The 22,124-nt window shown below is 46.4% G+C and carries 20 protein-coding genes; 7 read left to right on the forward strand and 13 right to left on the reverse strand.

Features of this window, described 5'->3' with window-relative positions; translation table 11 throughout:
• Window positions 1-136: 136 nt before the first annotated feature.
• Complete coding sequence (locus tag NFI81_RS07795; RefSeq protein WP_234613080.1) at window positions 137-1,195, reverse strand: LacI family DNA-binding transcriptional regulator; 1,059 nt, start codon at window positions 1,193-1,195, stop codon at window positions 137-139.
• Window positions 1,196-1,293: 98 nt separating this feature from the next.
• Between NFI81_RS07795 and NFI81_RS07800 the strand changes: the two genes are divergently transcribed.
• The 3 genes from NFI81_RS07800 to NFI81_RS07810 all read left to right on the forward strand — a co-directional run bounded on the left by NFI81_RS07800 (window position 1,294) and on the right by NFI81_RS07810 (window position 5,453).
• A complete protein-coding gene (locus NFI81_RS07800) occupies window positions 1,294-1,653 on the forward strand; it encodes a BlaI/MecI/CopY family transcriptional regulator (RefSeq protein ID WP_234613079.1) in 360 nt (119 codons plus the stop codon).
• A gap of 22 nt (window positions 1,654-1,675) precedes the next feature.
• Window positions 1,676-3,610 carry a M56 family metallopeptidase gene (locus NFI81_RS07805; RefSeq protein ID WP_234613078.1) on the forward strand — a complete coding sequence of 645 codons (1,935 nt, stop codon included), beginning with the start codon at window positions 1,676-1,678 and terminating at the stop codon, window positions 3,608-3,610.
• 118 nt (window positions 3,611-3,728) lie between these two features.
• A complete protein-coding gene (locus NFI81_RS07810) occupies window positions 3,729-5,453 on the forward strand; it encodes a tetratricopeptide repeat protein (RefSeq protein WP_234613077.1) in 1,725 nt (574 codons plus the stop codon).
• Window positions 5,454-5,456: 3 nt separating this feature from the next.
• Here the strand turns inward: NFI81_RS07810 and NFI81_RS07815 are convergent, their stop codons facing one another.
• From NFI81_RS07815 to NFI81_RS07825, 3 genes are all read right to left on the reverse strand, one after another.
• Window positions 5,457-6,599: an oxidoreductase gene (locus tag NFI81_RS07815; RefSeq protein ID WP_234613076.1), complete on the reverse strand. Its 1,143-nt coding sequence runs from the start codon at window positions 6,597-6,599 to the stop codon at window positions 5,457-5,459.
• Between the two features lie 77 nt (window positions 6,600-6,676).
• Window positions 6,677-7,282 carry a Crp/Fnr family transcriptional regulator gene (locus NFI81_RS07820; protein ID WP_234613074.1) on the reverse strand — a complete coding sequence of 202 codons (606 nt, stop codon included), beginning with the start codon at window positions 7,280-7,282 and terminating at the stop codon, window positions 6,677-6,679.
• Window positions 7,283-7,333: 51 nt separating this feature from the next.
• Window positions 7,334-8,083, reverse strand: coding sequence for an SDR family NAD(P)-dependent oxidoreductase (locus NFI81_RS07825; RefSeq protein ID WP_234613071.1), 750 nt, complete (start codon window positions 8,081-8,083; stop codon window positions 7,334-7,336).
• A gap of 96 nt (window positions 8,084-8,179) precedes the next feature.
• On the opposite strand from NFI81_RS07825, the gene NFI81_RS07830 reads away from it, so the two are divergent.
• From NFI81_RS07830 to NFI81_RS26490, 3 genes are all read left to right on the forward strand, one after another.
• Complete coding sequence (locus tag NFI81_RS07830; protein ID WP_234613070.1) at window positions 8,180-8,545, forward strand: winged helix-turn-helix transcriptional regulator; 366 nt, start codon at window positions 8,180-8,182, stop codon at window positions 8,543-8,545.
• Window positions 8,546-8,667: 122 nt separating this feature from the next.
• Complete coding sequence (locus tag NFI81_RS07835; RefSeq protein ID WP_234613068.1) at window positions 8,668-8,847, forward strand: hypothetical protein; 180 nt, start codon at window positions 8,668-8,670, stop codon at window positions 8,845-8,847.
• The gene (locus tag NFI81_RS26490) at window positions 8,813-9,355 is read left to right on the forward strand and encodes a DUF6169 family protein (protein WP_374759459.1); all 543 of its coding nucleotides are present in this window, start codon (window positions 8,813-8,815) and stop codon (window positions 9,353-9,355) included. The genes NFI81_RS07835 and NFI81_RS26490 overlap by 35 nt, the downstream gene beginning before the upstream one ends.
• A 7-nt stretch (window positions 9,356-9,362) precedes the next feature.
• Here NFI81_RS26490 and NFI81_RS07840 read toward each other — a convergent pair whose 3' ends face one another.
• Genes NFI81_RS07840 through NFI81_RS07860 form a run of 5 tightly spaced genes read right to left on the reverse strand, consistent with a single transcriptional unit; the run spans window position 9,363 to window position 15,880 of the window.
• Window positions 9,363-11,312 (reverse strand): substrate-binding domain-containing protein, encoded by a 1,950-nt coding sequence (locus NFI81_RS07840; protein ID WP_234613066.1) that lies wholly within the window; start codon window positions 11,310-11,312, stop codon window positions 9,363-9,365.
• 10 nt (window positions 11,313-11,322) lie between these two features.
• Complete coding sequence (locus NFI81_RS07845; RefSeq protein ID WP_234613064.1) at window positions 11,323-12,792, reverse strand: sugar ABC transporter ATP-binding protein; 1,470 nt, start codon at window positions 12,790-12,792, stop codon at window positions 11,323-11,325.
• Between the two features lie 52 nt (window positions 12,793-12,844).
• Complete coding sequence (locus NFI81_RS07850; RefSeq protein ID WP_234613063.1) at window positions 12,845-13,678, reverse strand: phosphogluconate dehydrogenase C-terminal domain-containing protein; 834 nt, start codon at window positions 13,676-13,678, stop codon at window positions 12,845-12,847.
• Window positions 13,679-13,718: 40 nt separating this feature from the next.
• A complete protein-coding gene (locus tag NFI81_RS07855) occupies window positions 13,719-14,552 on the reverse strand; it encodes a sugar phosphate isomerase/epimerase family protein (protein WP_234613061.1) in 834 nt (277 codons plus the stop codon).
• A gap of 17 nt (window positions 14,553-14,569) precedes the next feature.
• Complete coding sequence (locus tag NFI81_RS07860) at window positions 14,570-15,880, reverse strand: glycoside hydrolase family 140 protein (protein WP_234614882.1); 1,311 nt, start codon at window positions 15,878-15,880, stop codon at window positions 14,570-14,572.
• Between the two features lie 199 nt (window positions 15,881-16,079).
• Between NFI81_RS07860 and NFI81_RS07865 the strand changes: the two genes are divergently transcribed.
• Window positions 16,080-16,958, forward strand: coding sequence for an AraC family transcriptional regulator (locus NFI81_RS07865; protein ID WP_234613060.1), 879 nt, complete (start codon window positions 16,080-16,082; stop codon window positions 16,956-16,958).
• Between the two features lie 20 nt (window positions 16,959-16,978).
• On the opposite strand, the gene NFI81_RS07870 is transcribed toward NFI81_RS07865, so the two are convergent.
• The 4 genes from NFI81_RS07870 to nirB are packed head-to-tail and all read right to left on the reverse strand — an operon-like array spanning window position 16,979 to window position 22,007.
• Complete coding sequence (locus NFI81_RS07870) at window positions 16,979-17,647, reverse strand: response regulator (protein WP_234613059.1); 669 nt, start codon at window positions 17,645-17,647, stop codon at window positions 16,979-16,981.
• Between the two features lie 25 nt (window positions 17,648-17,672).
• Complete coding sequence (locus NFI81_RS07875) at window positions 17,673-19,103, reverse strand: ATP-binding protein (RefSeq protein ID WP_234613058.1); 1,431 nt, start codon at window positions 19,101-19,103, stop codon at window positions 17,673-17,675.
• A gap of 4 nt (window positions 19,104-19,107) precedes the next feature.
• On the reverse strand, window positions 19,108-19,455 hold the full coding sequence (gene nirD / locus NFI81_RS07880; protein ID WP_234613057.1) for a nitrite reductase small subunit NirD: 348 nt from the start codon (window positions 19,453-19,455) through the stop codon (window positions 19,108-19,110).
• A 35-nt stretch (window positions 19,456-19,490) separates the two neighbouring features.
• On the reverse strand, window positions 19,491-22,007 hold the full coding sequence (gene nirB / locus NFI81_RS07885) for a nitrite reductase large subunit NirB (RefSeq protein WP_234613056.1): 2,517 nt from the start codon (window positions 22,005-22,007) through the stop codon (window positions 19,491-19,493).
• Between the last annotated feature and the right edge of the window lie 117 nt (window positions 22,008-22,124).

The raw sequence follows: 22,124 nt of genomic DNA on the forward strand, positions 1-22,124 counted from the left end.
GTTTCGGATTACGGCCTCATATACATTAAAATAAGTAACGGGCACGTGCCCGTAAATATAAAAAAGAAATATTGAACAATGCTATTCTCCTAAGGAATAAAGTCGTGAAAGCATATCCAAGGCTTTCAATTCACATCTAATTTTGATAGAATTCGTAATTTTCTTTTGTTACAATGTCAATAGGCATGTAACTTAATTTGGATACGCTGGAATTCATGACCAAGGTTTGGTACAGCGCCATAATGCCGCGGTAAGCCTGGTCTTCGGGCCGGTGACAGATCAGGAAATCGATCACATTGTTTTCGAGATATTTCACGTTGTCCTTCACAAAATCATACCCGATCAGCGAAACTTCCGTGCGATGGCTGTTTTTGAGAAAAGAAGCGACTGTGTTCACGCGTGAATTGGTTACAAATGCAGCGCCAATATCCTTATTAAGGTGAAAAACGTAAGTAAGGTGGCGTGCAACAGACTGGTAATCAGTCTCATGAATGTCAATACGGACGATCTCGTTTGGATTTTGGTTGTCGGAGAAATAAGCTCTGAAACCTTCCTCAATGGCCTCATAATTGAAATTATCAATTTCCTTCGAAATGTTGATAATCAGCACTTTCTTGTCCGGTTGCAGCCTGTAAGTGAGCAGCTTCGCTCCTACATAGCCGCTTTTATACAAGTGCGGGCCAATGTAAGAAAGGCTTTTCAGTTCGGGAATATCAGAGTCAATGAAGACGAACGGAATTTTGCGCTGATTACATTCCTTCGCAAATTCCTGTGTTTCTGTCACGAATGATGGCGCTATTAAAATGCCATGAACATCCAGTTCCAGGATTTCGCGTGCTTTCTGAACGTACGAATCTTTATTATTGAGGTCGAAGAAAAAGATAAGTGTCTGAATGCCATATTGCTTGATTTCCGCCTCGGCCTTGCGAACACCGTTCAATGGCGCTTCCCAGAAATCGGTCTCCTCCGAAACCTCGGGGATCAGAATGGCAAGCGTAATAATTTTTTTAGATGCAAGCCTGCTCGCCAGAATGTTGGGCTGATAATCCAGCTCCTTTATGATATCATTGATCCGCTTCTTCGTCTTTTCCGAAACCCCCGTCCGGTTGTGCAGCACGCGGTCTACGGTGGCAGTGGATACATTGGCCCTTCTCGCAATTTCCTTCACGCCAAACAAAGTATTCTCTTTTTCCATCAAGGGTTAATTTGATATAATCGGGGTAAATATAAAATATTAGGGAAGACTTTGAATTTACTACGACATATTCGTAGATTTACGAAAACATCGTAGATATGGAAAAACTAACGCAGCAGGAAGAGGACGCCATGCAGGCGATCTGGAAAACGGGTGAAGGGAGCGTCAAATCTTTTATGGCAGCCCTTACCGGCGCCGTGCCACCTTACACCACACTCGCCTCGACGGTTAAAAACCTGGAAAAGAAAGGCTATTTGCAGAGCCGCCTGATCGGAAATGCGTATCAATACGCGCCTGCGATTACGGAAGAAGCTTACAAACAGCGGTTTATGGGCAACGTTGTCAAGGATTATTTCGAGGATTCTTACAAGGAACTGGTGAGCTTTTTTGTCAAGAAAAATAAGATTTCGACGGAGGATTTAAAAGAGATCATTGGATTAATAGAAGGTAAAAAATAGTCGGTTTTAAACAAACACCGCGATGACCGAATTGCCTGATTATCTCATCAAACTGTCCGTCGGACTGGCAGTTGCTTACGTTTTCTATTTTGTAGTGCTGCGGAAGCTCACGTTTTACACCTGGAACCGCTGGTATCTGCTGCTCTATTCTATGCTGGCATTTTTTATTCCGTTTATTGATGTCAGCAGGCTTATGCCGGAGGGAAAATTGACTTATCAGCGAATCGACGATAGCGTCCCACGGCTCAACCACTTCTTACGCCAGGTATATGATGAAGCCGCGCTGGCCAGCTCACCGGCGCCGGAAGAACCAGTTGATTGGCTCCTGATCCTGTTTGTGCTTGGGATCATTGTGATGACGGGTCGGCTTTGCCTTAATTTCTACTTTTACGCCCGTATAAAGAGGGAAGCGCAGCTTGTTTCTGACGATGGAATCATGCTATATCATGTTGATCGTGAGATCGTTCCGTTTTCATTTGGCAAGGCGGTTTTTATCAATCCAACCTTGCATTCCGAAGATGATCTGGAAAAAATTATCCTGCACGAATACGTTCATGTCCAGCAAAAACACACTTTTGACAACATTTGGGCGGAGATCCTTTGCATTCTGAACTGGTACAATCCGTTTGCGTGGCTGATCCGGTATTCTATCCGGCAAAACCTCGAATACATTGCGGACGACCAGGTTTTAAGGCATGATATCGACATTAAAAAATATCAGTATCTGTTGCTGAAAGTCACCGGCGTGCCCGAGTATCGGCTGACTAACCAATTCAATTTCGCGTCGCTGAAACAACGGATCATAATGATGAATAAGGCCAGGACACCGAAAATTTATCTAGCCCGATTTCTATTCCTGGCGCCATTGATCATCACAATGCTCGTTGCATTCCGGCCGGATCCGGATCGCCAGCAAATGATCAGTGGTAATCCTTTCGTGCTGCACGGTGGCGGCAAACCTCAGCCATATCTGGCGCAACTGAACGACAGCTACGGCTATTGCGCCGGGATTATCCTGGACGCGGCAACCAGAAAGCCAATTGTGGATGCGCAGATAGAGCTGGTCACCAAAGGAAGTGTTGTCAAAACCTTACGCACAGATCGGGACGGTTATTATTACAGCGATTTAAACGCAGCCCCTGGTAACGGAAGGCTTCTTTATTCACTCAAACTCCTTCATCCGGATTACCGCGATTTCGTCAGCGAATTTCATGCAGGCGATTTCAATTCAGGTTATGGACGCGTTTCCGTGCGTTTCTTATCTGCCAGAAAAGATTCGACAGTCAGAGGTTTCTACTATGCACCGAACCATCAACAATTTCCTAAGACAGCTGAATCAGAACAGGTTAATAAGAATGTTAAGAAGTATTTGACCAGTCTTTTGCCAACTTATCGTGCTGAAATTCAACTGATAGCAGATTTTAAAAAATATCACCCGTTTCCAAAAAATGTCCTTACGAGATTCAAAAACGGTTATTTCGACAGGAGCAAAGAACTGGTTGGTTATGAAGGCGTTACCGAACTCTACCTGGACGGCCAAAAGGCGACTTATGAAGAAGTTAATGAAGCTTTCAGGTCCTCTCCGTTTCTGTTGAGCGATACAAGAGTTTCAAAAGAATGGGGAGGTGACCACACATTTGCGAAGCTGAAATATCTCACATTCCCGTTGTATAAGGATGCCCCGCCAGCACATTTGTTAGCCGGCAATGTTGAAATAAAGGATCTGTCGGCATTTGACATTTCGGTTTTAGACAAAGACGCCTATTTTCTGGACGGATTCAGGCAGGTGTTTGGTGTGGGAAGCAACATTAAACCGGCTAAAAACGAGATTAGGCGAGTGGTTTTGTTCAAAGGCAGGCTAGCCCGCTACTATGACCCGAAACTCGAAAAAGTGTGGTGGATAGAAACCAGGCCGGAGAATGAAGTATTTGGCCGGCCTGATCTTGCAAAGAAATAATTTATCCTAGTTCCGGCTCCGGCCTGTGCAAACAACCACAAAATGCCTTCCTGATTATCAAAAAAGAAATAAACGCTCTATATTTAAATGATCCGTCCCAGCCCATTCTCCATTTTAAATGAAAAACATATTCCTTTCTTTTCTGTTGATTCCAGTCATCGTTATTGCCGCTCTCCTGCTGCGGTTTAACGCACTTGATCTTTTTAACACAAAAAACCTTGAACCAAACAGCATTGCCCTATGCGGCTCTGTTCCCGATTTGAATGTGCGGGCAGCAGCAGACGGAAAATTCATTGCGGCCATGCCGGGCTGGGGAAATTATGCCTATCCGATCTCAACCAAAAATGACAGCGTCCAGTTTTATTTTAATCAGGGGCTGAGCATGTATTATAGTTATCATATGAAGGAATCGCTGGCATCTTTTCAGGAAGCGGCACGCCTGGAACCGGAATGTGCGATGGCTTACTGGGGACAAGCATTGGCTATGGGACCTTATTACAATGCAGCCCATTTGTATAAAAAGCCGGAAAATATCCCGGCCGTTTTAAAGCAAATGAATGCGTTTGCGGGCACAGCAGATAAAAAAGAACAAGCGCTGATCGCTGTTATGAACCAGCGTTATTCCGAGGACGCGTCCGACGCTGACAGGAAGGCGCTTAACATTACGTATGTCGCCAAGACGCGGGAGCTAATCAATCAGTTCCCTGAGGATCAGGATATTAAAATGCTGTTTGTAGATGCAACCATGCTCATTCACGCGTGGGATTTTTGGAATAATGATGGCACACCAAAAGCATGGACGAATGAAGTGGTAACGCTCTGTGAAACGGTTTTGAAGGAAAACCCGAACCATCCGGCGGCTTTGCATTATCACATCCACTTAACGGAAGCGTCGCGGCACCCGGAAGTGGCGCTTCCTAATGCAGATAAATTACGGGATCAGCTGCCCGGAGTTGCGCATATGGTGCATATGTCCAGTCACGAATACGAGCGAAATGGCCTTTTTCTGAAAGGCGTGGATGTGAATGACCGGGCCGATGCGGCCTTGCTCACATATGATTCTCTGGCTAAAAACCTGAGCCTTGTGAAGCACAGCCCACATTATTTTGCTGTTCAGACGTATTGCGCCATGAGTGCAGGCTTGTACAAAACGGGCATGCATGCCGCGAACCGACTGAGAAAAACGGTGGCGCCGACTTATGAAAATCCGTACGATCAATATCTTTTCATGCTGCCCGAATTGACTTTGGTCAGGCTGGGAAAATGGGACGAAATATTGAATGACACCACGAAATTAGACACAAAATGGACCTATGCCGTTCTGCTCCGCAATTTCGCAAGAGGAATAGCCTATCTAAATACCGGCGCTGGCGACAAGGCAAAAGCAGAACTAAACTCACTTTTGGAAAAAGCCAAAGACCCGATCCTGACCAAGAGACGCGTTCCCTTTAATTCATTTACACCAATCGCAAACATTGCCGGAGAAATCTTAACAGCCGCGATCGCTTTTGATGACAAAAAATATGATAAGACTATCGCCAGTCTCAACAAAGCGATTGAGATTGAGGACGGCCTGATCTACACCGAGCCGAACGATTGGCCGATTCCAGCACGTCAGTTTTTGGGCGCATACTTGCTGAAAATGAATAAACCAGCCGTCGCGGAGAAAGTTTACAGAGAAGATCTCATGTGGAATCCCGGTAACGGCTGGTCTGGCATTGGCTTAGCCCAAAGCCTGAAAGCGCAGAAAAGAACGAAGGAACTTGCTAAAATCGAGAACAGTTATAAGCAGTCGTTTTCCGCAGCTGAACTGCTTCCAACCGGATCAGTTTTCCTGCGTTAATCCTCATGCCGAAAGCCCTGGCGCGGTTTGCTGCATATATTGGTTCAAAACCCGCTCGGTATGCTTTAAGGTTAAGCTCGGTTTGATCAGATCTTTGAAAAAAGGAATGGTGTCCTGTCCTTTGCGAATGCGGTTTGGCCAGTCGGGATTGGCTATCGCGGCGCGGCCGATAGAAATTAAATCGGCTTGATCGCTCGCAATCAGCGATTCGGCCAGTTCAATGTCATGCAGCCCTCCGTTGGCAATGATCGGAATTTGCGTCAGTTTTTTTGCAATTCCGGTTGATGACAATCCGTCGGCATAGAGGCTTTCCCTTTTCCAAGAACCGCCTTCGGAGGCAATGTGAAAGTAATGCGGCTGGATTTCGCTTAAAACTTCAAATATTTCTGTTGCGGTTTTCGAGCCGCCGGGCCACCTGTATTTGAGATCATTTACTTTGCTTTCGGATAACCGGATGCCGATTATAAAATCTGCTGGCAATGCATCACGGATTGCCTGGTAAACTTCCATCAAAAACCGCAGCCGGTTGCGCACATTGCCGCCATAATGATCCGTCCGGATATTGGTATGCTCCGTGACGAATTGATCAAACAGATAACCATTCGCCGCGTGGATCTCAATGCCGTCAAAACCTGCCTCGCGGGACAACGTTGCCGCACGCACATAACCATTTTTAACGGCCTCGAAATCTGAGTAGTCCATGGCCTGAGGCAGCGGATACGGCCCTGTTGAACCGCCCAATTCTGTGGATCGCTCGCCTACGGGTTGCACAGCGGACGGCGCAATGTTCTCCTCCCGCAACTGCCCCAGCGCACCTGCGTGCATCAGCTGATTAATGAAAATTGTATCGTAACGATGGACTTTTTCCGTAACATTTTTCCAACCCAGCATCTGCGCTTCATTGGTAATGCCAGGCTGGTTCAGGTCCGACTGGCTGAATAATTCGTCGGTATACGTGCCTTCTGAGATGATCATTCCAAAGCCGCCTTCTGCAAATGCGCCATAGTACTGGGCCATTTCCGGTGTGGGAACGCCTTCTGCCGTGGCGCTTTTTCTGGTAAGCGGGGCAACCACGAGCCGGTTGTTCAAGGCACGACCTCCGTGCAGTTTATTTTGCTCAAAAAGGATGCTTTTTAAATTTTCCATAGCTTGTTTTTTTAATACAAAGCTATGGCCGCACCCCACGGATGGACGTATAACTAATTTAATAAAAAGCCTTAAACTTATTTAATATCAGTGCGGGACAGGCTCTTTCTGATCTGGCTCAGAAACACCGGCGTAATGCCCAGATACGAAGCAATGTATTTCTGCGGCATCCTTTGTTCGAGGTTTGGATATTTTTGGATCAATGCTTCATAACGCTCCGCACCACTCATTGAAATGGAGTTCAGTATGCGCTGGTTCTGCGCTATTCCCGATTTTTCATCCATAATCCGCCAATATCTTTCAAAAACCGGAATGTCCAGGTAAAGCTGATCAAGGCTGGCTTTATCAATCTGCAACAATGTAGAAGCCTCCAAAGCCACAATGTTGCGGGTGGCCGGGACGCGCATGAGAAAACTGGTAGAATCGGTGATCCACCAGTCTTCAAACGCAAAATGCAATGTATGGTCGTTCCCTTTTTCATCCATGTAAAAGGAGCGCAGAAAACCCTTGCAAACGTAACTTTCATGGTTGCAAATGTCGCCCTGCTGCACCAGATACTGCCTCGGAAGCAAATGCCGGACGGTTAACAAAGAACAAAAATAGCGCTGTTCTTCTTCCGTCAGATTGATCCGCTGTGATGCGTGGTTCAGGATTAACTTGTATAGCTCTTCTGTTTTTTCCAATTCCTAGCTTTCAATGTGCGCTAAAAATATCAAAAAACGAGCGAAAATCCCTTATGCAAGCGTTCCTCCGTCAATGGTAATGATAGACCCGGTTGTGTAACCATTGTCGGGATCCGCCAAAAAAGCAACTGTTGCCGCAATGTGCTCGGGCTTTCCGTAGCGTGGAATGGCCATCATACTACGCTGAAAATCAGACGATTCATTGTTACCAGGGTCGGATGGATTCATATCTGTGTCCACCGGGCCGGGTTGAATGAGGTTAACTGTGATGTCTTTTGCTCCCAAATCCCTTGAAAGACCTTTGGTGAAACCAACCAACGCAGACTTGCTCATGGAATAAAGCGTGGACTGCACGGATGCCGATCTTTCGGCCATATTGCTGCCAATCGTGATGATCCTGCCATTATTTTCCATTTTCCGTGCAGCGGCCAGACAAGCTTCAAATACCGATTTGACATTAATGTCCATGATCTCGTTGTAATCCGCCAGAGTGTGCTCTTCAAATGGTTTTCCGACATAGATCCCCGCGCTGTTCACCAGAATATCAAGCTGCCCGAAATGAGCGATTGCTTCGTCGATAGCCGCCGTTACGGCTCCTTCCTGCGCATTATTGGCCTGCAACGCGATTACTGTGAAACCCTTTTCGGCCAGCTCAGCAACCAATGCATCTGCCTTTTCTCTACCATTTACATATGTAAAGGCGACTTTCGCTCCGTCAGCAGCCAGCCGTTTTACGATTCCTGCGCCAATGCCCCGGCTTCCGCCAGTCACAAAAGCAACTTTGTTTTTCAAGTTTTGCATGCGATTCAATTGTTAAATACTTTTGCAAAACTAGCGAGCAACTATTACTTTTGATTATACTAACAAAATTGTGTAGTACTAACATAAATGTAAGTTATGCGAAAAACGAGCTCCACGAACCTCGAAAACGAATTGCTGATCAATGGGAATTGTGGCATGGCCTACACATTGGACCTGATTGGTGGCCGCTGGAAGCCTTCGATCCTATATAAATTGCTGAAAGGAAGTACGCGTTACAGCCAGCTCCGCAAGGCTATGCCCGCCGTTTCCGAGCGTATCCTCATCCTGCAACTGCGCGAACTCGAAAGCGACGGCGTCATCAGCCGCACCGTTTACCCCGAGGTCCCGCCAAGGGTTGAATATCAGCTTACCGATCTTGGGAAAAGTTTGGAACCCGTCCTGCGCATCTTGTCAGACTGGGGCGACGCGAACAGGGTTAAGGATGCGGCGTTGGTCGAGTAATGATCAGCCGTTTATCCATGGTATTCAGCCTTTGAGACATTGACGATGTAAAGCTTTGTTTTCAATAATTTTTTAGGTAAAATTTGTTGTTAAATCATTAATACTCATCTTAATATTACCCAATGAGACAGTCAGCTGAAAAGAAAGTGGCAGAAGTTGCTGATGGTATGCAGAAGGCGGGCAAGTCAAGTCTGTTCCAAAAAATGCTTGACGACCAGCGAGCTGTCTCAGACTATTTTCAAGGAAAAGTAACGATTGAAGAGATACATGCACGAGGGATTAAACTGGTTAAACCCATATGAGATTGTCAACGAAGGTTCCGAACGATATTGGTTTGTCACCAGATGTAAAATAATTTACATTGCCTATTTCACACATTCCGAAGGTTATTTTAATACACACCCTGAATTTAATGACAAAATTCTGAGCTTCACATTTGAGCCTGCCGGCGAAAAACGTGGAGCTTTATATTTGGGTGTCAGTGTGTCAAAAGTGTTATGTCAGAGCCATGACGAGAGAATCATGGACACCGTATTGACAATCCTGCTTCAATTTTTTAGTAAAAGCCCCGACAAATCAATAATCATTATTTGCGAGTCAGCCGATAATCTTGCGAAATGTAGAAATCGGTTGTTTAATCAATGGTTTCATAAAATAAATACAGCGTCTGGAAATCGGGTACAGAAATATAACCTGACAATTATGGACGAAGGTTATGCTTCGCTATTTGTTCACCATGAGAATGAATTTCATGAGGAAATAAGGGATGCTTTTTTTAACATTCCTAACAGGTTGGCAGAAATGAAATGAGTGTGATTTATTTCTTCAAAAACAACCCCACATTCTCCTTCGTAATCTTAATTAAACCCGTATTGACGGTTGTTGGCAAACTGGTGATGCCGGCTTTGGCGTCGTTGGCGGAGAGGCGGTTGGTTTTGTGGACCATATCGTATAAAAATTCCGCTCCGTACCAGGTGAAAAGCTCTCGTTTTTGCCCTGCCAGCAACTGAATAACACCCTCATGAACGAGATTAAGGTGTTCCGGTTCCCAATCGACCGTGGTGATTTTGATTTTACCGGCCTTACCAGCTTCCTTTACCGACAACGCAATACCGGGGCCGGAGTTGGAATCAAAACCGCAAATTCCGGCCAGGTCGGGATGCGCGGAAATGAGATCGGCAGTGATTTTGGCGGCTTCCTCAACATTGGCTTTGTCATCAAACTTTCCCACAACTTCCATTTTCGGATGTTTTTTTAAAACATCCAGAAGCCCGCGAAAGCCATCTTCCATATTGGATAAACCCAAAATTCCCATGTACGCGATCTTACCCTTTCCGCCGGTAAGCTTTACCATTTCTTCGCCCTGCATTTGACCGATATCGTACCAGTTCGTTCCCAGAAATGCATGGCGCTTTGAGTTGGGAATGTCCGAATCATAAACAACCGTCGGAATGCCCGCGTCAACTGCTTTATTAATAGCCTGCGCAATGGCGGGGTCGGTGCCGTTGATGAGCAAACCTGTCGGTTTTGTGCCGATTACTTCTTCAATCGTGTTGATTTGCGCCGGAACATCCCAATCGGCCGGGCCTAAAATGGATACTTTTACATTGCGCTCTTTACCCCATTTGATGAATGCGGCCTGATCGTGATTGACGTACATGGGCATGGAAACAGCCGTAGTAACCATCACATATTCTTCGTTTTGAATGGTTTGATCAATCTCGTTTGCTCTGGGTTGCTTTGTCGTTCCGCCTTGCTTTGGCGGCAGCTCGCACCCCCACATTCCGAATATTAAAACCAGCAAAACAGTCGGCTTTCTCAGGACTGACTTTGTACTTTGTCGCTGCAATAATTTGTCAATCCACACGGCGAGGATGAGGATAATACCCAAGATAATCTCCTGCCAATAGCCAGATATTCTGGCGATCACCATGATGTTGCCGATGATCCCCATGAGCAAAGCGCCTAGCAATGCACCTTGAATTTTCCCGGTCCCGCCCTGTAAACTGGCGCCGCCCAATATTACGGCGGTGATCACCCGCAATTCCAATCCGCGCCCGGAAGTCGGCAATGCCGCGCCTAACCGCGATGCAAGCAATATGCCCGCAAACCCAGCCAGCAGTGAGACAAGCATGAACGAAAACAACTTCATCCGCTTTACATCTATTCCCGAAAGCTCGGCTGCTTTTTCATTTCCTCCAATGAAATAATAGCGCTTCAAAAAGGTCGTGTTCTTTGTCAAAAACGCCATAGTGCCTACAATCAGAAGCATATACCAAATCGGCATTTGAATGCTCAGCAGTCTGGACTGGGAGATCGCATTGAACCAATAGGGTAAGCCCTGAATGCCTGCGCCGCTTACCAGCAAAGCCAGTCCGCGTACAATTCCCATCATTGCCAATGTCTGAATCATTGGGTTAATACCCTGATATGCAATCAAATAACCATTCACAAAACCAATAATCAGCGAAAATAACAAGCTTACCAGCAATGCAATTGGCACCGGAACATGCAGGAAAAACATAAGGTAAGCCGCCAAGCAGCCCGAAAATGCAACCACAGAACCCACAGACAAATCAAATGCTCCCGAAATAAGCAAAAGCATCATCCCTACCGCCACGATCGTGTCAATGGATAAATTCAGAAATATCTGGCTCAGGTTTTGGAAGGTTGGGAATTTACCCGGGAATATGATGCCTGCCAAAAGCGCAACAATTACAATGGTCAGGCCGAGCGAGTAAGTTCTGTCAGAGAGCAGTTTTTTCATAATATTTGGTTCACATGGCCCATTTCAAAATCTCCTCTTCAGTTGTGTCGCTGCTTTTTAACTCTTTGGTGATCGCGCCATCTTTCACAACCAAAACACGATCAGAAATGACCAGGATTTCGGGCAATTCGCTGGATATGAGCAAGATCGATTTTCCCGCCAACGCCAAATTTTGCAATAATCCATGAATCTCAAATTTTGCCCCGATGTCAATGCCGTGCGTTGGTTCGTCAATGATCAGCAAATCGGGATCGGTGGAAAGCCATTTTGATAAAACCACCTTTTGCTGGTTACCGCCACTCAAATCCGCCACTTTTTGCAACACATGATGCGCAACGATCCGGAGTTTTTGTTTGTAGGTTTCCGCAACTGCAATGGATTGGGAATGGTCGAAAAATACGGGCCGATCTGCACTTAAACCCACAGAACCAATGTTTTCGGCCACATTCATATCCAGAAAAAGACCCAGCGCTTTGCGGTCCTCCGGCACAAAAGCGATCTTATTTCGAATGGCATCAGCCGGTTTTTTAACTTTTAACTCAACATTTTTAAGCAAAATGCGACCGCTTTCCTTCGGCATAGCACCAAAGATCGTCTTGCCGATTTCCGTTCGCCCCGCTCCTACCAAACCCGCCAGCGCAACAATTTCGCCGCGGTGGATTTTAAATGACACATTATTAAGCTTTTGATTGCAAAGCCCTTCAACTTCCAATACAACCTCCCCGCTTTCAACATATTCCCGGTTTATTTTCTTGATCTCACGTCCTACCATCATGTTGATCAGCGCGTGCTTATCAATGTTTGAAATGTCTTTTGTCCCCACATATTTTCCATCTTTCAGCACCGTAACCCGATCCGCAATCTCAAAAATTTCTTCCATGCGATGGGAAATGTAAATAACCGATGTGCCCTTGGATCTGAGGTTCCGGATGATCTTAAAAAGAGTTTGCGCGTCATTGCCGGAAATGGAGGCTGTCGGTTCGTCGAGGATTAAAATGGTTGGCTCTCTGGATAATGCTTTTGCAATTTCAACCATTTGCTTCTGTCCAGCCGAGAGTGTTGAGACCATGGTTTTTGGACTCAAAATATGCGCTATATGAAGCTTTTGAAGCAGCTTTTCGGTTTCATCATACAAAGCCCGATAATTAATTAATCCCGATTTAAACTTTGGAAATTGATTTACAAAAATATTCTCCGCAATGTCCTGATTTTCAAATAAACTGAGCTGCTGGTAAACGATCGCCAGCCCGAGGTTCGCTGCATGTGCATAATTTTTGATTTGCACCGCATTGTTATCGATCACAATTTCACCATCATCAGGTTGCAGGTTTCCCGACAAAATATTCATCAATGTGCTCTTACCCGCGCCGTTTTCACCACAAATGGCATGCACTTCTCCTTCCGCCAGCGTGAAGCTCACAGACTGCAATGCCTGAACCGGGCCGAAGGATTTTGAAATATTTTGTAATTGCAGCCGCATTGTTTTGAATTTTACCAGCGAATAACTGCCTAATGCTGCTTATATCCGCGAATTATTTGTTTGTAATCGCCTTTACCTGCTCCTTAATGTCGTCCAGTTCAAAAATCTGCTCCCATCCCTCCCTGAAAATCAACGGTTTGGCCCGTTTGGAGATCTTGTATGCCGCGTCCGAGAATGTGCCGTTCACTTCCTTGAAAAGCACCGCGATCTGGATCCGCAAATGTCCGAGCACAAAATCGCGCGCTGCGTCCTCCGGAACGCCCAACGAAACAATTTTATCAAAACCCTCCTTCACCACTTCCATGCATGTTTGCGCCAGCGTCTCCACCATCGCCGGTTCCAGCGTGGCCATTTGTTCCAAAGTAATGCGGTAAACTTTGTCGATGGGCTGATACATGTCCCGCGCAACATCCCGACCCAGGTCGAAATGTGCCTCGGTGCCATGCATTAAGGCCACAACAATGGATTGTTTGGCAGAAATGCCTCCATAAAAATCGCGAAAAGCTGCTTCCGTCGGTTCCCAGTTAAAAACCGAAGGATGGCAAGGATGTGCGATCACATAACCGAGTTCGTCGCGGTGGAAAATGGCGTCGTCCAGTGGCGCAGCCGGATCGAGCGTGAGCACCGTCGCGCCTGTTTTCATGAGCGGGACGATTTCGGCCGATAAGGTTCGCAAAGCGAGGTCGGGCAATGCCAGAATCACCACGTCGGCATCAGGAATGGCAGTTCGCGACTCACTGATTTTCACATTCCGCTGCGCCAGATTTGACCTCCCCTGTTCGCTTATTTCCAGATAGGACACCTGATAGTCAGGCATTTTGAGGAAATTATCCGTTAACCGGCAGCCCATTTTGCCCCCCGCGCCCACTAATGCGATCTTTGTCATGCTGGTAGAAATTAAAGTAACTGTTGTGAATTTGTAACCTTCATTGCATCAGGGATTTTATGTAGGCCACGCCCTGTTCTGCCCATTCACGCTCTTTGCGGCATGTTTCGGCAATGTTGTCCCCCGGTGGAACACCGAGTGGGACCTCCGGTGGGACCCATTGTTCCAAAACCGCGCTTTTGCAACTTCCGCCGCGCTTGACCGTTTCCAGAAGCCAGGGCAGATCTGTCATTCCCTTCCCACAAATTTCGCCCTGGACTGTAAAACCCATTTTATGTGGCAATCTGCTGATTTTAAAATCCTTGATATGCAGGTTAACTGTATAGGGCGCTAAAATGGAAGCGACATACGCCAGCCCTTCACCCGCTCCGATCGAATTCACACAATCCAGACAAATCCCAACATTCCGGTGCCCGACAGCATTCATGATGTACGCGAGTTGCTGGGCCTCGAAACGATCGTGATTTTCGATACCGAGGACAATGTTCTTTTCAACGAGTTCCGGCAAAATATCCTTGATCAGTGCAATGATATTGTACGTGTTCGGTTGATAATCATCATCGTCAATCACAAACCGGAGCAGCGGCGAGTCGAAAAAAGCGCACAGATCAATGTATTGTTCGAGATTTTCGGGCGACAAATTCTTCGCCCCGATTTCCAGCCGGATCCCGTTTTGCTTAATGAGTGATCTGAAATTATTCTTGCGGTCTTCGTCGAAAGTATGGATGGGTAAATTGTCGCCGATCTGCAAACATGCCAACCCAAAATCAAGCGTTTGCCGGACCAGATCGGTTTCATCCATTGCTTTTTCGGGCATAGAACCTGCTACGCCAACATTCCAGCCATACGTAAAGCTGCTGATCCCGAGCTCCATGTTTAGGGCATCTTAGTTTAGGGCATCTTGTAATTTTTGGACGCATCATCCAACACCAGTATCCAATCCTGGCCGTAGCCCGAAGTCGGCGGCGTGTACTGCTTAACCGCCTTGCCATCTACTTTTCCTATTTCCTTGGTTTTACCATTTTTGGGATCAAACCAGAATGCATTCAGCTGGCTCCCGGAGATTTTACCCGGATTTACCGAGAATGATCTTCCTGTTGAGGTGTAAACAAAAATGTAGTCAGTGCCACGCGTGGCCTGGATCCTTTCGTGCGAGGCAAGGTCATTTTCAACCACAACAGACTGATCCGGAACGCGTTCTGTGATGGGCCGCGACTCGATAAGTCTGCGGACAAATTTCATTTCCTTCGCACCGGGAAGATCCATCGCCTGCTGCCAGAAAACGTGCGGGCCGTTCACAGCCTCGCGGTTAGGCGAGTACATTTGCCAAATGCCGTGACAGCCGTAGGTGTGGCCAAAAGCCCCTGAGAAAAGATCCAGATAAGCTGCTTTTCTCACATCATAAGCATTGGAAGTGCCCAGCTCATTGGCATTGAAACAAACCGGATGGTCTTCGTAAATCGGCTCGCCGTCCAGCACAGGTTTGGTCGGCTGGCGGTCATAAGCTCTTTTTATATTTTCATAAACGGCTGCATCACGGCAATGTCCGTTCTGGAACATATTGAAATCGAGCCAATTATCGTCATGAAACCATTCACCCGAACCTTCTTTGTTAGGCTGCGGATGAAAGGTCATCATGGCATTATCATTGCCGCCCACACCTGCGATCACGCCTGCTGCCATGGCCCTCCATACGCCAACATCATCAACGTCCTTCCTCGGAGTGCGGTCACCGCCCAGCACCCAGATGACGTTTTTTCGGTTTTTGTAGCGGTTACCCAACCATTTTCCGTAAATCTCCGCATTGCTTTTATTAAAAACTTCCGGTCCTTTTCCCCAGGTCGATTTGAAAACCTTATCACCCCAGGTGGGCAGGAACGCAATGGTTAGACCCAATTCTGCGGCTTTGTCGATAATAAAATCGACGTGTTTAAAATAGGCATCGTTGGGTTTGGTTGGATCATTATCATTCAATGGTCTGTCTCCATAAGTATTAGGAACATTGAGTCCGTCAAACTCGGCCAGCGCCACTGCTTGAATGACTGTAAAACCCTGTGCTGCACGCTTTTGCAAATAATAGGTAGCATCTTCCCGATCGAGCCGGTGAAACAGTTCCCACGCCGTATCGCCCAGCCAGAAAAACGGTTTGCCATCCTTTAACAAATAGCGTTTATTCGGACTCACCGTGTACGACTGCGCCATGGCGCCAAAACCGGCGATTACTAGCAAGAGGACATAACAGAAGTTGCGATAACTCATGGTTATTTTAAACATTTTATTTTTATAATGATACAAATGTATGTAATGGAAACAGCAACGATTATTGCCATCTTGCCCACTATTGGTGCTATATTCGCAAAAGAGCAATTATTTTTTCCAATAAAAGGGAAAATAGCATGTTATGAACCCCAAAAAGCCGCATTTATTAAAGGTTATCACGCCGGTCGATTCCTCTTTCATCCTGAAAGGCGATCCGATCCCGTGGGACAATCCCTGGCACTATCATCCCGAGCTGGAATTAATACTGTGCATCAAGGGCAAAGGGACTAATTTCGTTGGAAATGATATCAGAAGCATGGAGGAAGGCGAAATCCTGCTGCTGGGAACCAATCTCCCGCACACCCGCCAGCGCGACCGGATTTTTTATAAAAGCCATCCCGAAGAAACGCCCGAATCCATTGTTGTGCAGTTTGACGAAGATTTCCTGGGCAAAGGATTTTTTGAAACACCCGAATTTCTGCACGTGAAGGAGCTGAAAGACCGGGCCGCGCGAGGCATTAAATTCACCGGAAAAACCACGGCGAAGATGCACGAAAAGCTCGCCGAAATGATTCGTTCGGATAAAACCCAGCGCCTGATCGGGCTGCTGGGCATTTTGGATCTGCTGGCCAGATCGGAGGAATGTGAGTATTTGAATGGGACGGGTTACGTGAGCGATGCGCATTTGAAAAATTCTCAAAAAATCAACCGCGTTTACGAGTACACGATCACGAATTTCCGGAAACCCGTTGAACTGGTGGAAATTGCGTCGCTAACCAATCTTTCCGTCTCCGCTTTTTGCCGGTATTTCAAAACCAGAACAAGGAAAACTTACGTGCAATATTTGACGGAAGTGCGTATAGGTTACGCTTGTCGCTTGCTGGGAGAAGGCCAGTTTGACATTGGACAAGTGGCTTATGAAAGCGGTTTCAACAACCTTTCTAATTTCAATAAACAGTTTAAAAAATTAATGCAAACGACGCCCCGGGAGTACGGGAACAGGATGAGAGAATTTGAATGAGTGAATGTAAATAAGGTGTCCTAATTTCCGCGCAAAGCCATACTGATCAGTTCCGCGGTGTTTTTCACGTTCGCCTTTTTCATAATGCTCGCGCGCTGGTTGGCGACGGTGTTGGAGCTGATGTCAAATTTCTCGGCAATGTCTTTGCTACTCATGCCTTCGGTCAGACATTTCAGGATCTGCTGTTCGCGTGGCGTAATCAGTTTCCAGATCGACTTGTCGTTGCTTTCTTCCAGTTCAACTTTCGGCTCGGGATTTCTTGCGATTTGTTTGAGCAGATTTCTGATAATCACGGAAGAAGCATAGGGAGGAAAATAGAGCTCGCCCTTGGCAATGCTGCGGATCGCTTTCAGCATTTCGTCGCGGCTGGTGTCTTTTTGTAAGTAACCGGAAGCGCCGCTTGTGGCGGCAGAAATCATATATTCCGCATTGTTGTGCATACTGAAAACCAGGATCTTAATATCCGGAAAGGCAGGCACAATTTGCCTGATCACATCAATTCCGGACATCCTGGGCATGGTAAGGTCCAGCAAAACCACATTGGGAGCTTCGTTTTCAACCATATCCCAGACTTCATCGCCATCCGATGCCTCACCTGCAATCAGCAAGTCTTCCTCATCTTCCAAAAGGGTGATAATCCCTTGTCTTACAACTGAGTGGTCATCAACGACTAGAATTCGAATGGGCATGAATGAGTGTTTTTTTGATTAATAATTACAAATCAACCCGGACGATCAGGTTAGTTCCGCTGTCGACTTTTGAGACGATTTCCATCTCGCCATTCAGCAGCTGCGTCCTGGTGCGGATGTTTTCCATGCCGTTTCTGGTCAGGAAAATTCCTTCTTCTGATTTCAAATTACTAATTAAAAATCCTTTTCCGTCATCCGCAATTTCCAAAATGATCCGATTCTTACTTTGTTCCAACTTAATCTTGATCTTATCCGCATTGGCATGCTTAACCGCATTATTGAGCGCTTCCTGGGCAATGCGATACAGTCCAATTTCCATCGGGCGGCTCATTTCAATGCGCTTATTCGTATCACCTTCAAACTCAACCTTGATCCCTGACAATTCCGCAGTTTGCTCGCATAGCAACCGCAGTGCAGCATTGAGACCAAAATCGCTGAGCACCGAAGGCATTAGGTTGAATGAGATCTGCCGGGTCGTCTGAATGATATCCTGGATCAATGTAACCAGCTGGCCGAATCTTTTCTGATTTTTCTCGTCATGAAACTGGACGGATTTCAATTTCTCCGCATGCAGTTTCAGGCCGGTGAGCATCTGGCCAATTCCATCGTGCAATTCCAGGGCAAAACGCTTCCGTTCCTCTTCCTGCCCTTCGATCAGCGCGCCGGCGCGAATGCGGTCTTCGGCCAGTTGTAATTCGTACTTTTCCTCCTCCACACGCAGGAGCTCGTTTTGCGCTTCCACCAGTTGGTTATTGGATTCTTTTAGTTTTTGGTTGGAAAGCTGCAATGCATTCTCGGACTCTGTGAGCATTTTCACCACGCGCCTGGTTGTGTTTACGACTGGCCTGAAAATCAGTATGCCTTCCGCAAACAGCACGAGAATGGTCATAATGTCGAGGATCCATTCGATCCTTTCCAGGTTTTCCAGTCTTTGAAAACTCTCTTTGTCAAACTGAAAAACGATCTTATCCATTTTGGCAAGAAATAATGGCTCCTTTTCCAAAATGAGACTCAATGCCTGTTCCTTCGCCGGTATAGCAATCGTAGAATCATTGACCAACAAAAAATTGAGATAAATACTGTCAAAAACCGGCATCAGATCCAAAAACATGGAGTCCAGCGCAGCACTTTTCCAGGTTACCACTCCATTTTCGACCGGCAGTTTTTTATTTGCCAAATTTTCGTGACTTTCCTTCCAGATCTTCAAAAGCGCACTGAACTGCGTGGAGTCGCTATGCTTCATTTCCCCGACATTCAGGATCGCTAGTTTGGTCAGTCGCTGGCTCAGCATCCGCTGCCTTCCGGCAACATTCACCATCCGGCTGTCGTGGTTCAGGTTATTGATCGTCCTTCTGATCAGGAATAAACCACTGATTGTCAGCATCGCTACTACGCACAATGCAACAATGTAAAACCGTGTCAGACTGCTTGCTACGCTCTTGTCGAGTCTCTCCATTCGCTCATATTCCGATGTAAACGAGGTTTTCTTTCACCATCACCGGAAAGGTATTGATTTTATAGGAATCATCATTGAGGCACTGTCCGCTTTGCAGGGAAAAGGTTTTTTTGTGAAAAGGACAAGCCACTTTCGGTTCCCCTTCATGGCTGCCGATCATCCCGCGCGACACGGCCATTTGCTGGCGGTGCGGACATTGATTATCTGTCGCATACCATTCGCCGCGTCTGGCAAAGTTGAAGATTGCGATTTGTTTCCCATCGATCAGCGCGCAGCCGCCGCCATCTTCCGGGATGTCATTGATGTGGCAGGCGATGTGCCAGGTTACTGCATTTTGTGTTTTTGTTTCCATCTGGGTTGTATGTTAGCGTTGTGCTTTACAATAATTTAAGCCCATTCTTTGGCTCTTTTTTGATCTCTCATAGTTTCAAAAGCGATAGAAGGATCTTTCACCGGCGCATTGACGAAGTGCGAAAAGCGTTTTCTCAGTTCCGGATTTTGCACCACTTCTTTCCATTCGCATTGGTAAACATCAATTAACTTTTGCATATCATATTCCAATTCTGCCGCTATGCCCAGCACATCATCCACCACAACCGCTTTCAGGTAAGACATGCCGCCTTCCATCTTATTAAGCCATGTTGCAGTTCTGGTAAGCGGATCGGCTGTTTTGATATAAAACATTAAAAATCTGTCGATTAGCTTTAAACAAGTTTCCTTGTCCACATCCGTTGCCAGCAATTGCGCGTGTTGCGGCTTGGAGCCTCCGTTGCCGCAAACGTATAAATTCCAGCCTTTTTCGGTTGCTATAATGCCAAAATCCTTGCTCTGCGCCTCAGCACATTCCCTTACACACCCCGAAACCGCTGATTTCAACTTATGTGGTGAGCGAAGACCTTTATAACGATCTTCCACTTCAATGGCGAATGTTACCGAGTCCTGCACGCCGAACCGGCACCAGGTGGACCCTACACAGCTTTTCACCGTTCTCAATGACTTCCCATAGGCATGACCGCTCTCGAATCCAGCATTAATGAGCTGTTCCCAGATATCCGGCAGGTCATTCAAATGCGCCCCAAACAAGTCAATACGCTGGCCGCCAGTAATTTTAGTATACAAACCATATTGCTGAGCCACCTGACCAATGATGATCAGTTTTTCAGGCGTAATCTCTCCGCCCGGAATCCTTGGCACAACTGAATATGTTCCCCCTTTTTGAATGTTGGCCAGATAACGGTCATTCGAATCCTGGATCGGAGCGCGGTCTTTTTGTAAAATATTTTCATTCCAAAGACTGGCCAGCAATGAGGCAACTAATGGCTTACAGACTTCGCAACCATCCCCTTTCCCAAATTCATCCAGCACCGCGCCGTAAGTTTTGGCACCATTCATTTTGACTAAATCCAATAATTCCTGTCTCGAATAATCAAAATGCTCGCACACCACGTTACGGACATAAATGCCGTTCTGCTTCATCACGCCTGAAATGATATCCTTCACCATCGGCACGCAGCCGCCGCAGCCTGTCCCGGCTTTACAGGATTTTTTCAAAGCATCCATTGTATGATTGCCCTTTTCACTCACTTCATGGCAGATCATGCCTTTGGTAACCGCTTCGCAAGAGCATATCAGTGCGTCGTCCGGGAAGCTCATTACGCCCGCGCCTGCCTCTTCTCCCCCACGCGAGCCTAATATCAAATCTTCTGAATCGGGCGGCAGGATGGTTCTGCTTTTACAGGTTTGCAAAAGCATATTATATTGTTCCGCGTCACCAACAAGGATTCCGCCAAGCAAGGTTTTGCCGTCCGGGCTTACATTAATGCGCTTATAAACGCCTTTCGCTTTGTTCTCGTAGCGGATGGTTTTACAAGCAGGCTCTTCGATAAACGGATCACCAAAACTCGCCACATCCGTTCCGATCAGCTTCAATTTCGTAGACATATCATAAGGCAAAAACTCCTTTTCACCTCCCAAAAGCAATGTTGCTACCACGTCGGCCATTTCATAACCCGGGGCAATGAGCCCGTAGATCATATGATGCGCCAATGCACATTCACCTATTGCAAAAATGCTAGGATCGGAAGTTTGCAGCTGGTTATTCACAACAATGCCGCCTCTTGGATGCGTTTCAAGTCCTGCTATTTTGGCTAACTCATCACGGGGACGAATTCCTGCCGAAATGACAAGCATATCCACGTCCAAAATACTGTTATCATTAAACTGCATACCTTCAATGCAGTCACCGCCAATGATTTCCTGTGTGCTTTTGGCAAGATGTATTTGTAACCCCAACGATTCCAATTGGTTTTGCAAAATGCGGGAACCGGCGTCATCAATCTGCCTCGGCATTAATCTCGAAGCGAATTCAACGACGTGTGCTTCCTGCAAACCAAGGTCTAACAATGCTTTTGCCGCTTCCAAACCAAGCAACCCGCCGCCCAGCACCGCGCCTTTTCTGGCCTTGCGGGCATAGGATTGGATCAGTTCCAGGTCCTCAATAGTCCTATATACAAACACCCCGTCTTTTTCGACGCCGGGAATCGAGGGAACAAACGCACCGGAGCCTGTTGCCATGATCAGATAGTCATAGTATACTATATGTCCATGGTGAGATCTGACCAGCTTTTCTTCACGGTCAATGTCCACCACAGGATCGGAGAGGAACAGCCTTATCCCATTGTCGGCATACCAGTCGGCGCTGGCCAAAGTAAGGTCATCAGCAGTCTTACCAGCGAAATATTCACTTAAATGTACGCGATCGTAAGCCACGCGAGGCTCTTCTCCGAATACAGTGAGGGTAATTTGCTGACCGATTTTTTTCTTGGCGAGCAACTTTTCACAGAATTTGTAGCCTACCATACCATTGCCTATTACAACAATATGGGTGTTTGATATAGTGTTCATAGTAAATAGTAACTATTAGTTTGTAAAAACAGTATTATTTTGTTGCATTATTTCAATATTATTGCATTAATTCTCTCAATTCGATAGAACAAACATAAATCGCATTTTATGTATTTC

Origin of the sequence: Dyadobacter fanqingshengii (assembly GCF_023822005.2) — a bacterium.
Classification (GTDB): domain Bacteria; phylum Bacteroidota; class Bacteroidia; order Cytophagales; family Spirosomataceae; genus Dyadobacter; species Dyadobacter fanqingshengii.

What these genes read in the sequence shown, in the direction of transcription:
- NFI81_RS07870 (WP_234613059.1), bottom strand. Translation starts at nt 17,647, where the DNA reads ATGCCCATTCGAATTCTAGTCGTTGATGACCACTCAGTTGTAAGACAA.
- NFI81_RS07875 (WP_234613058.1), bottom strand. Translation starts at nt 19,103, where the DNA reads ATGGAGAGACTCGACAAGAGCGTAGCAAGCAGTCTGACACGGTTTTAC.
- NFI81_RS07805 (WP_234613078.1), top strand. Translation starts at nt 1,676, where the DNA reads ATGACCGAATTGCCTGATTATCTCATCAAACTGTCCGTCGGACTGGCA.
- NFI81_RS07815 (WP_234613076.1), bottom strand. Translation starts at nt 6,599, where the DNA reads ATGGAAAATTTAAAAAGCATCCTTTTTGAGCAAAATAAACTGCACGGA.
- NFI81_RS07865 (WP_234613060.1), top strand. Translation starts at nt 16,080, where the DNA reads ATGAACCCCAAAAAGCCGCATTTATTAAAGGTTATCACGCCGGTCGAT.
- NFI81_RS07845 (WP_234613064.1), bottom strand. Translation starts at nt 12,792, where the DNA reads ATGCGGCTGCAATTACAAAATATTTCAAAATCCTTCGGCCCGGTTCAG.
- NFI81_RS07855 (WP_234613061.1), bottom strand. Translation starts at nt 14,552, where the DNA reads ATGGAGCTCGGGATCAGCAGCTTTACGTATGGCTGGAATGTTGGCGTA.
- NFI81_RS07830 (WP_234613070.1), top strand. Translation starts at nt 8,180, where the DNA reads ATGCGAAAAACGAGCTCCACGAACCTCGAAAACGAATTGCTGATCAAT.
- nirB (WP_234613056.1), bottom strand. Translation starts at nt 22,007, where the DNA reads ATGAACACTATATCAAACACCCATATTGTTGTAATAGGCAATGGTATG.
- NFI81_RS07810 (WP_234613077.1), top strand. Translation starts at nt 3,729, where the DNA reads ATGAAAAACATATTCCTTTCTTTTCTGTTGATTCCAGTCATCGTTATT.
- NFI81_RS07795 (WP_234613080.1), bottom strand. Translation starts at nt 1,195, where the DNA reads ATGGAAAAAGAGAATACTTTGTTTGGCGTGAAGGAAATTGCGAGAAGG.
- NFI81_RS07825 (WP_234613071.1), bottom strand. Translation starts at nt 8,083, where the DNA reads ATGCAAAACTTGAAAAACAAAGTTGCTTTTGTGACTGGCGGAAGCCGG.
- NFI81_RS07835 (WP_234613068.1), top strand. Translation starts at nt 8,668, where the DNA reads ATGAGACAGTCAGCTGAAAAGAAAGTGGCAGAAGTTGCTGATGGTATG.
- NFI81_RS07850 (WP_234613063.1), bottom strand. Translation starts at nt 13,678, where the DNA reads ATGACAAAGATCGCATTAGTGGGCGCGGGGGGCAAAATGGGCTGCCGG.
- NFI81_RS26490 (WP_374759459.1), top strand. Translation starts at nt 8,813, where the DNA reads ATGCACGAGGGATTAAACTGGTTAAACCCATATGAGATTGTCAACGAA.
- NFI81_RS07860 (WP_234614882.1), bottom strand. Translation starts at nt 15,880, where the DNA reads ATGGCGCAGTCGTACACGGTGAGTCCGAATAAACGCTATTTGTTAAAG.
- NFI81_RS07840 (WP_234613066.1), bottom strand. Translation starts at nt 11,312, where the DNA reads ATGAAAAAACTGCTCTCTGACAGAACTTACTCGCTCGGCCTGACCATT.
- NFI81_RS07800 (WP_234613079.1), top strand. Translation starts at nt 1,294, where the DNA reads ATGGAAAAACTAACGCAGCAGGAAGAGGACGCCATGCAGGCGATCTGG.
- nirD (WP_234613057.1), bottom strand. Translation starts at nt 19,455, where the DNA reads ATGGAAACAAAAACACAAAATGCAGTAACCTGGCACATCGCCTGCCAC.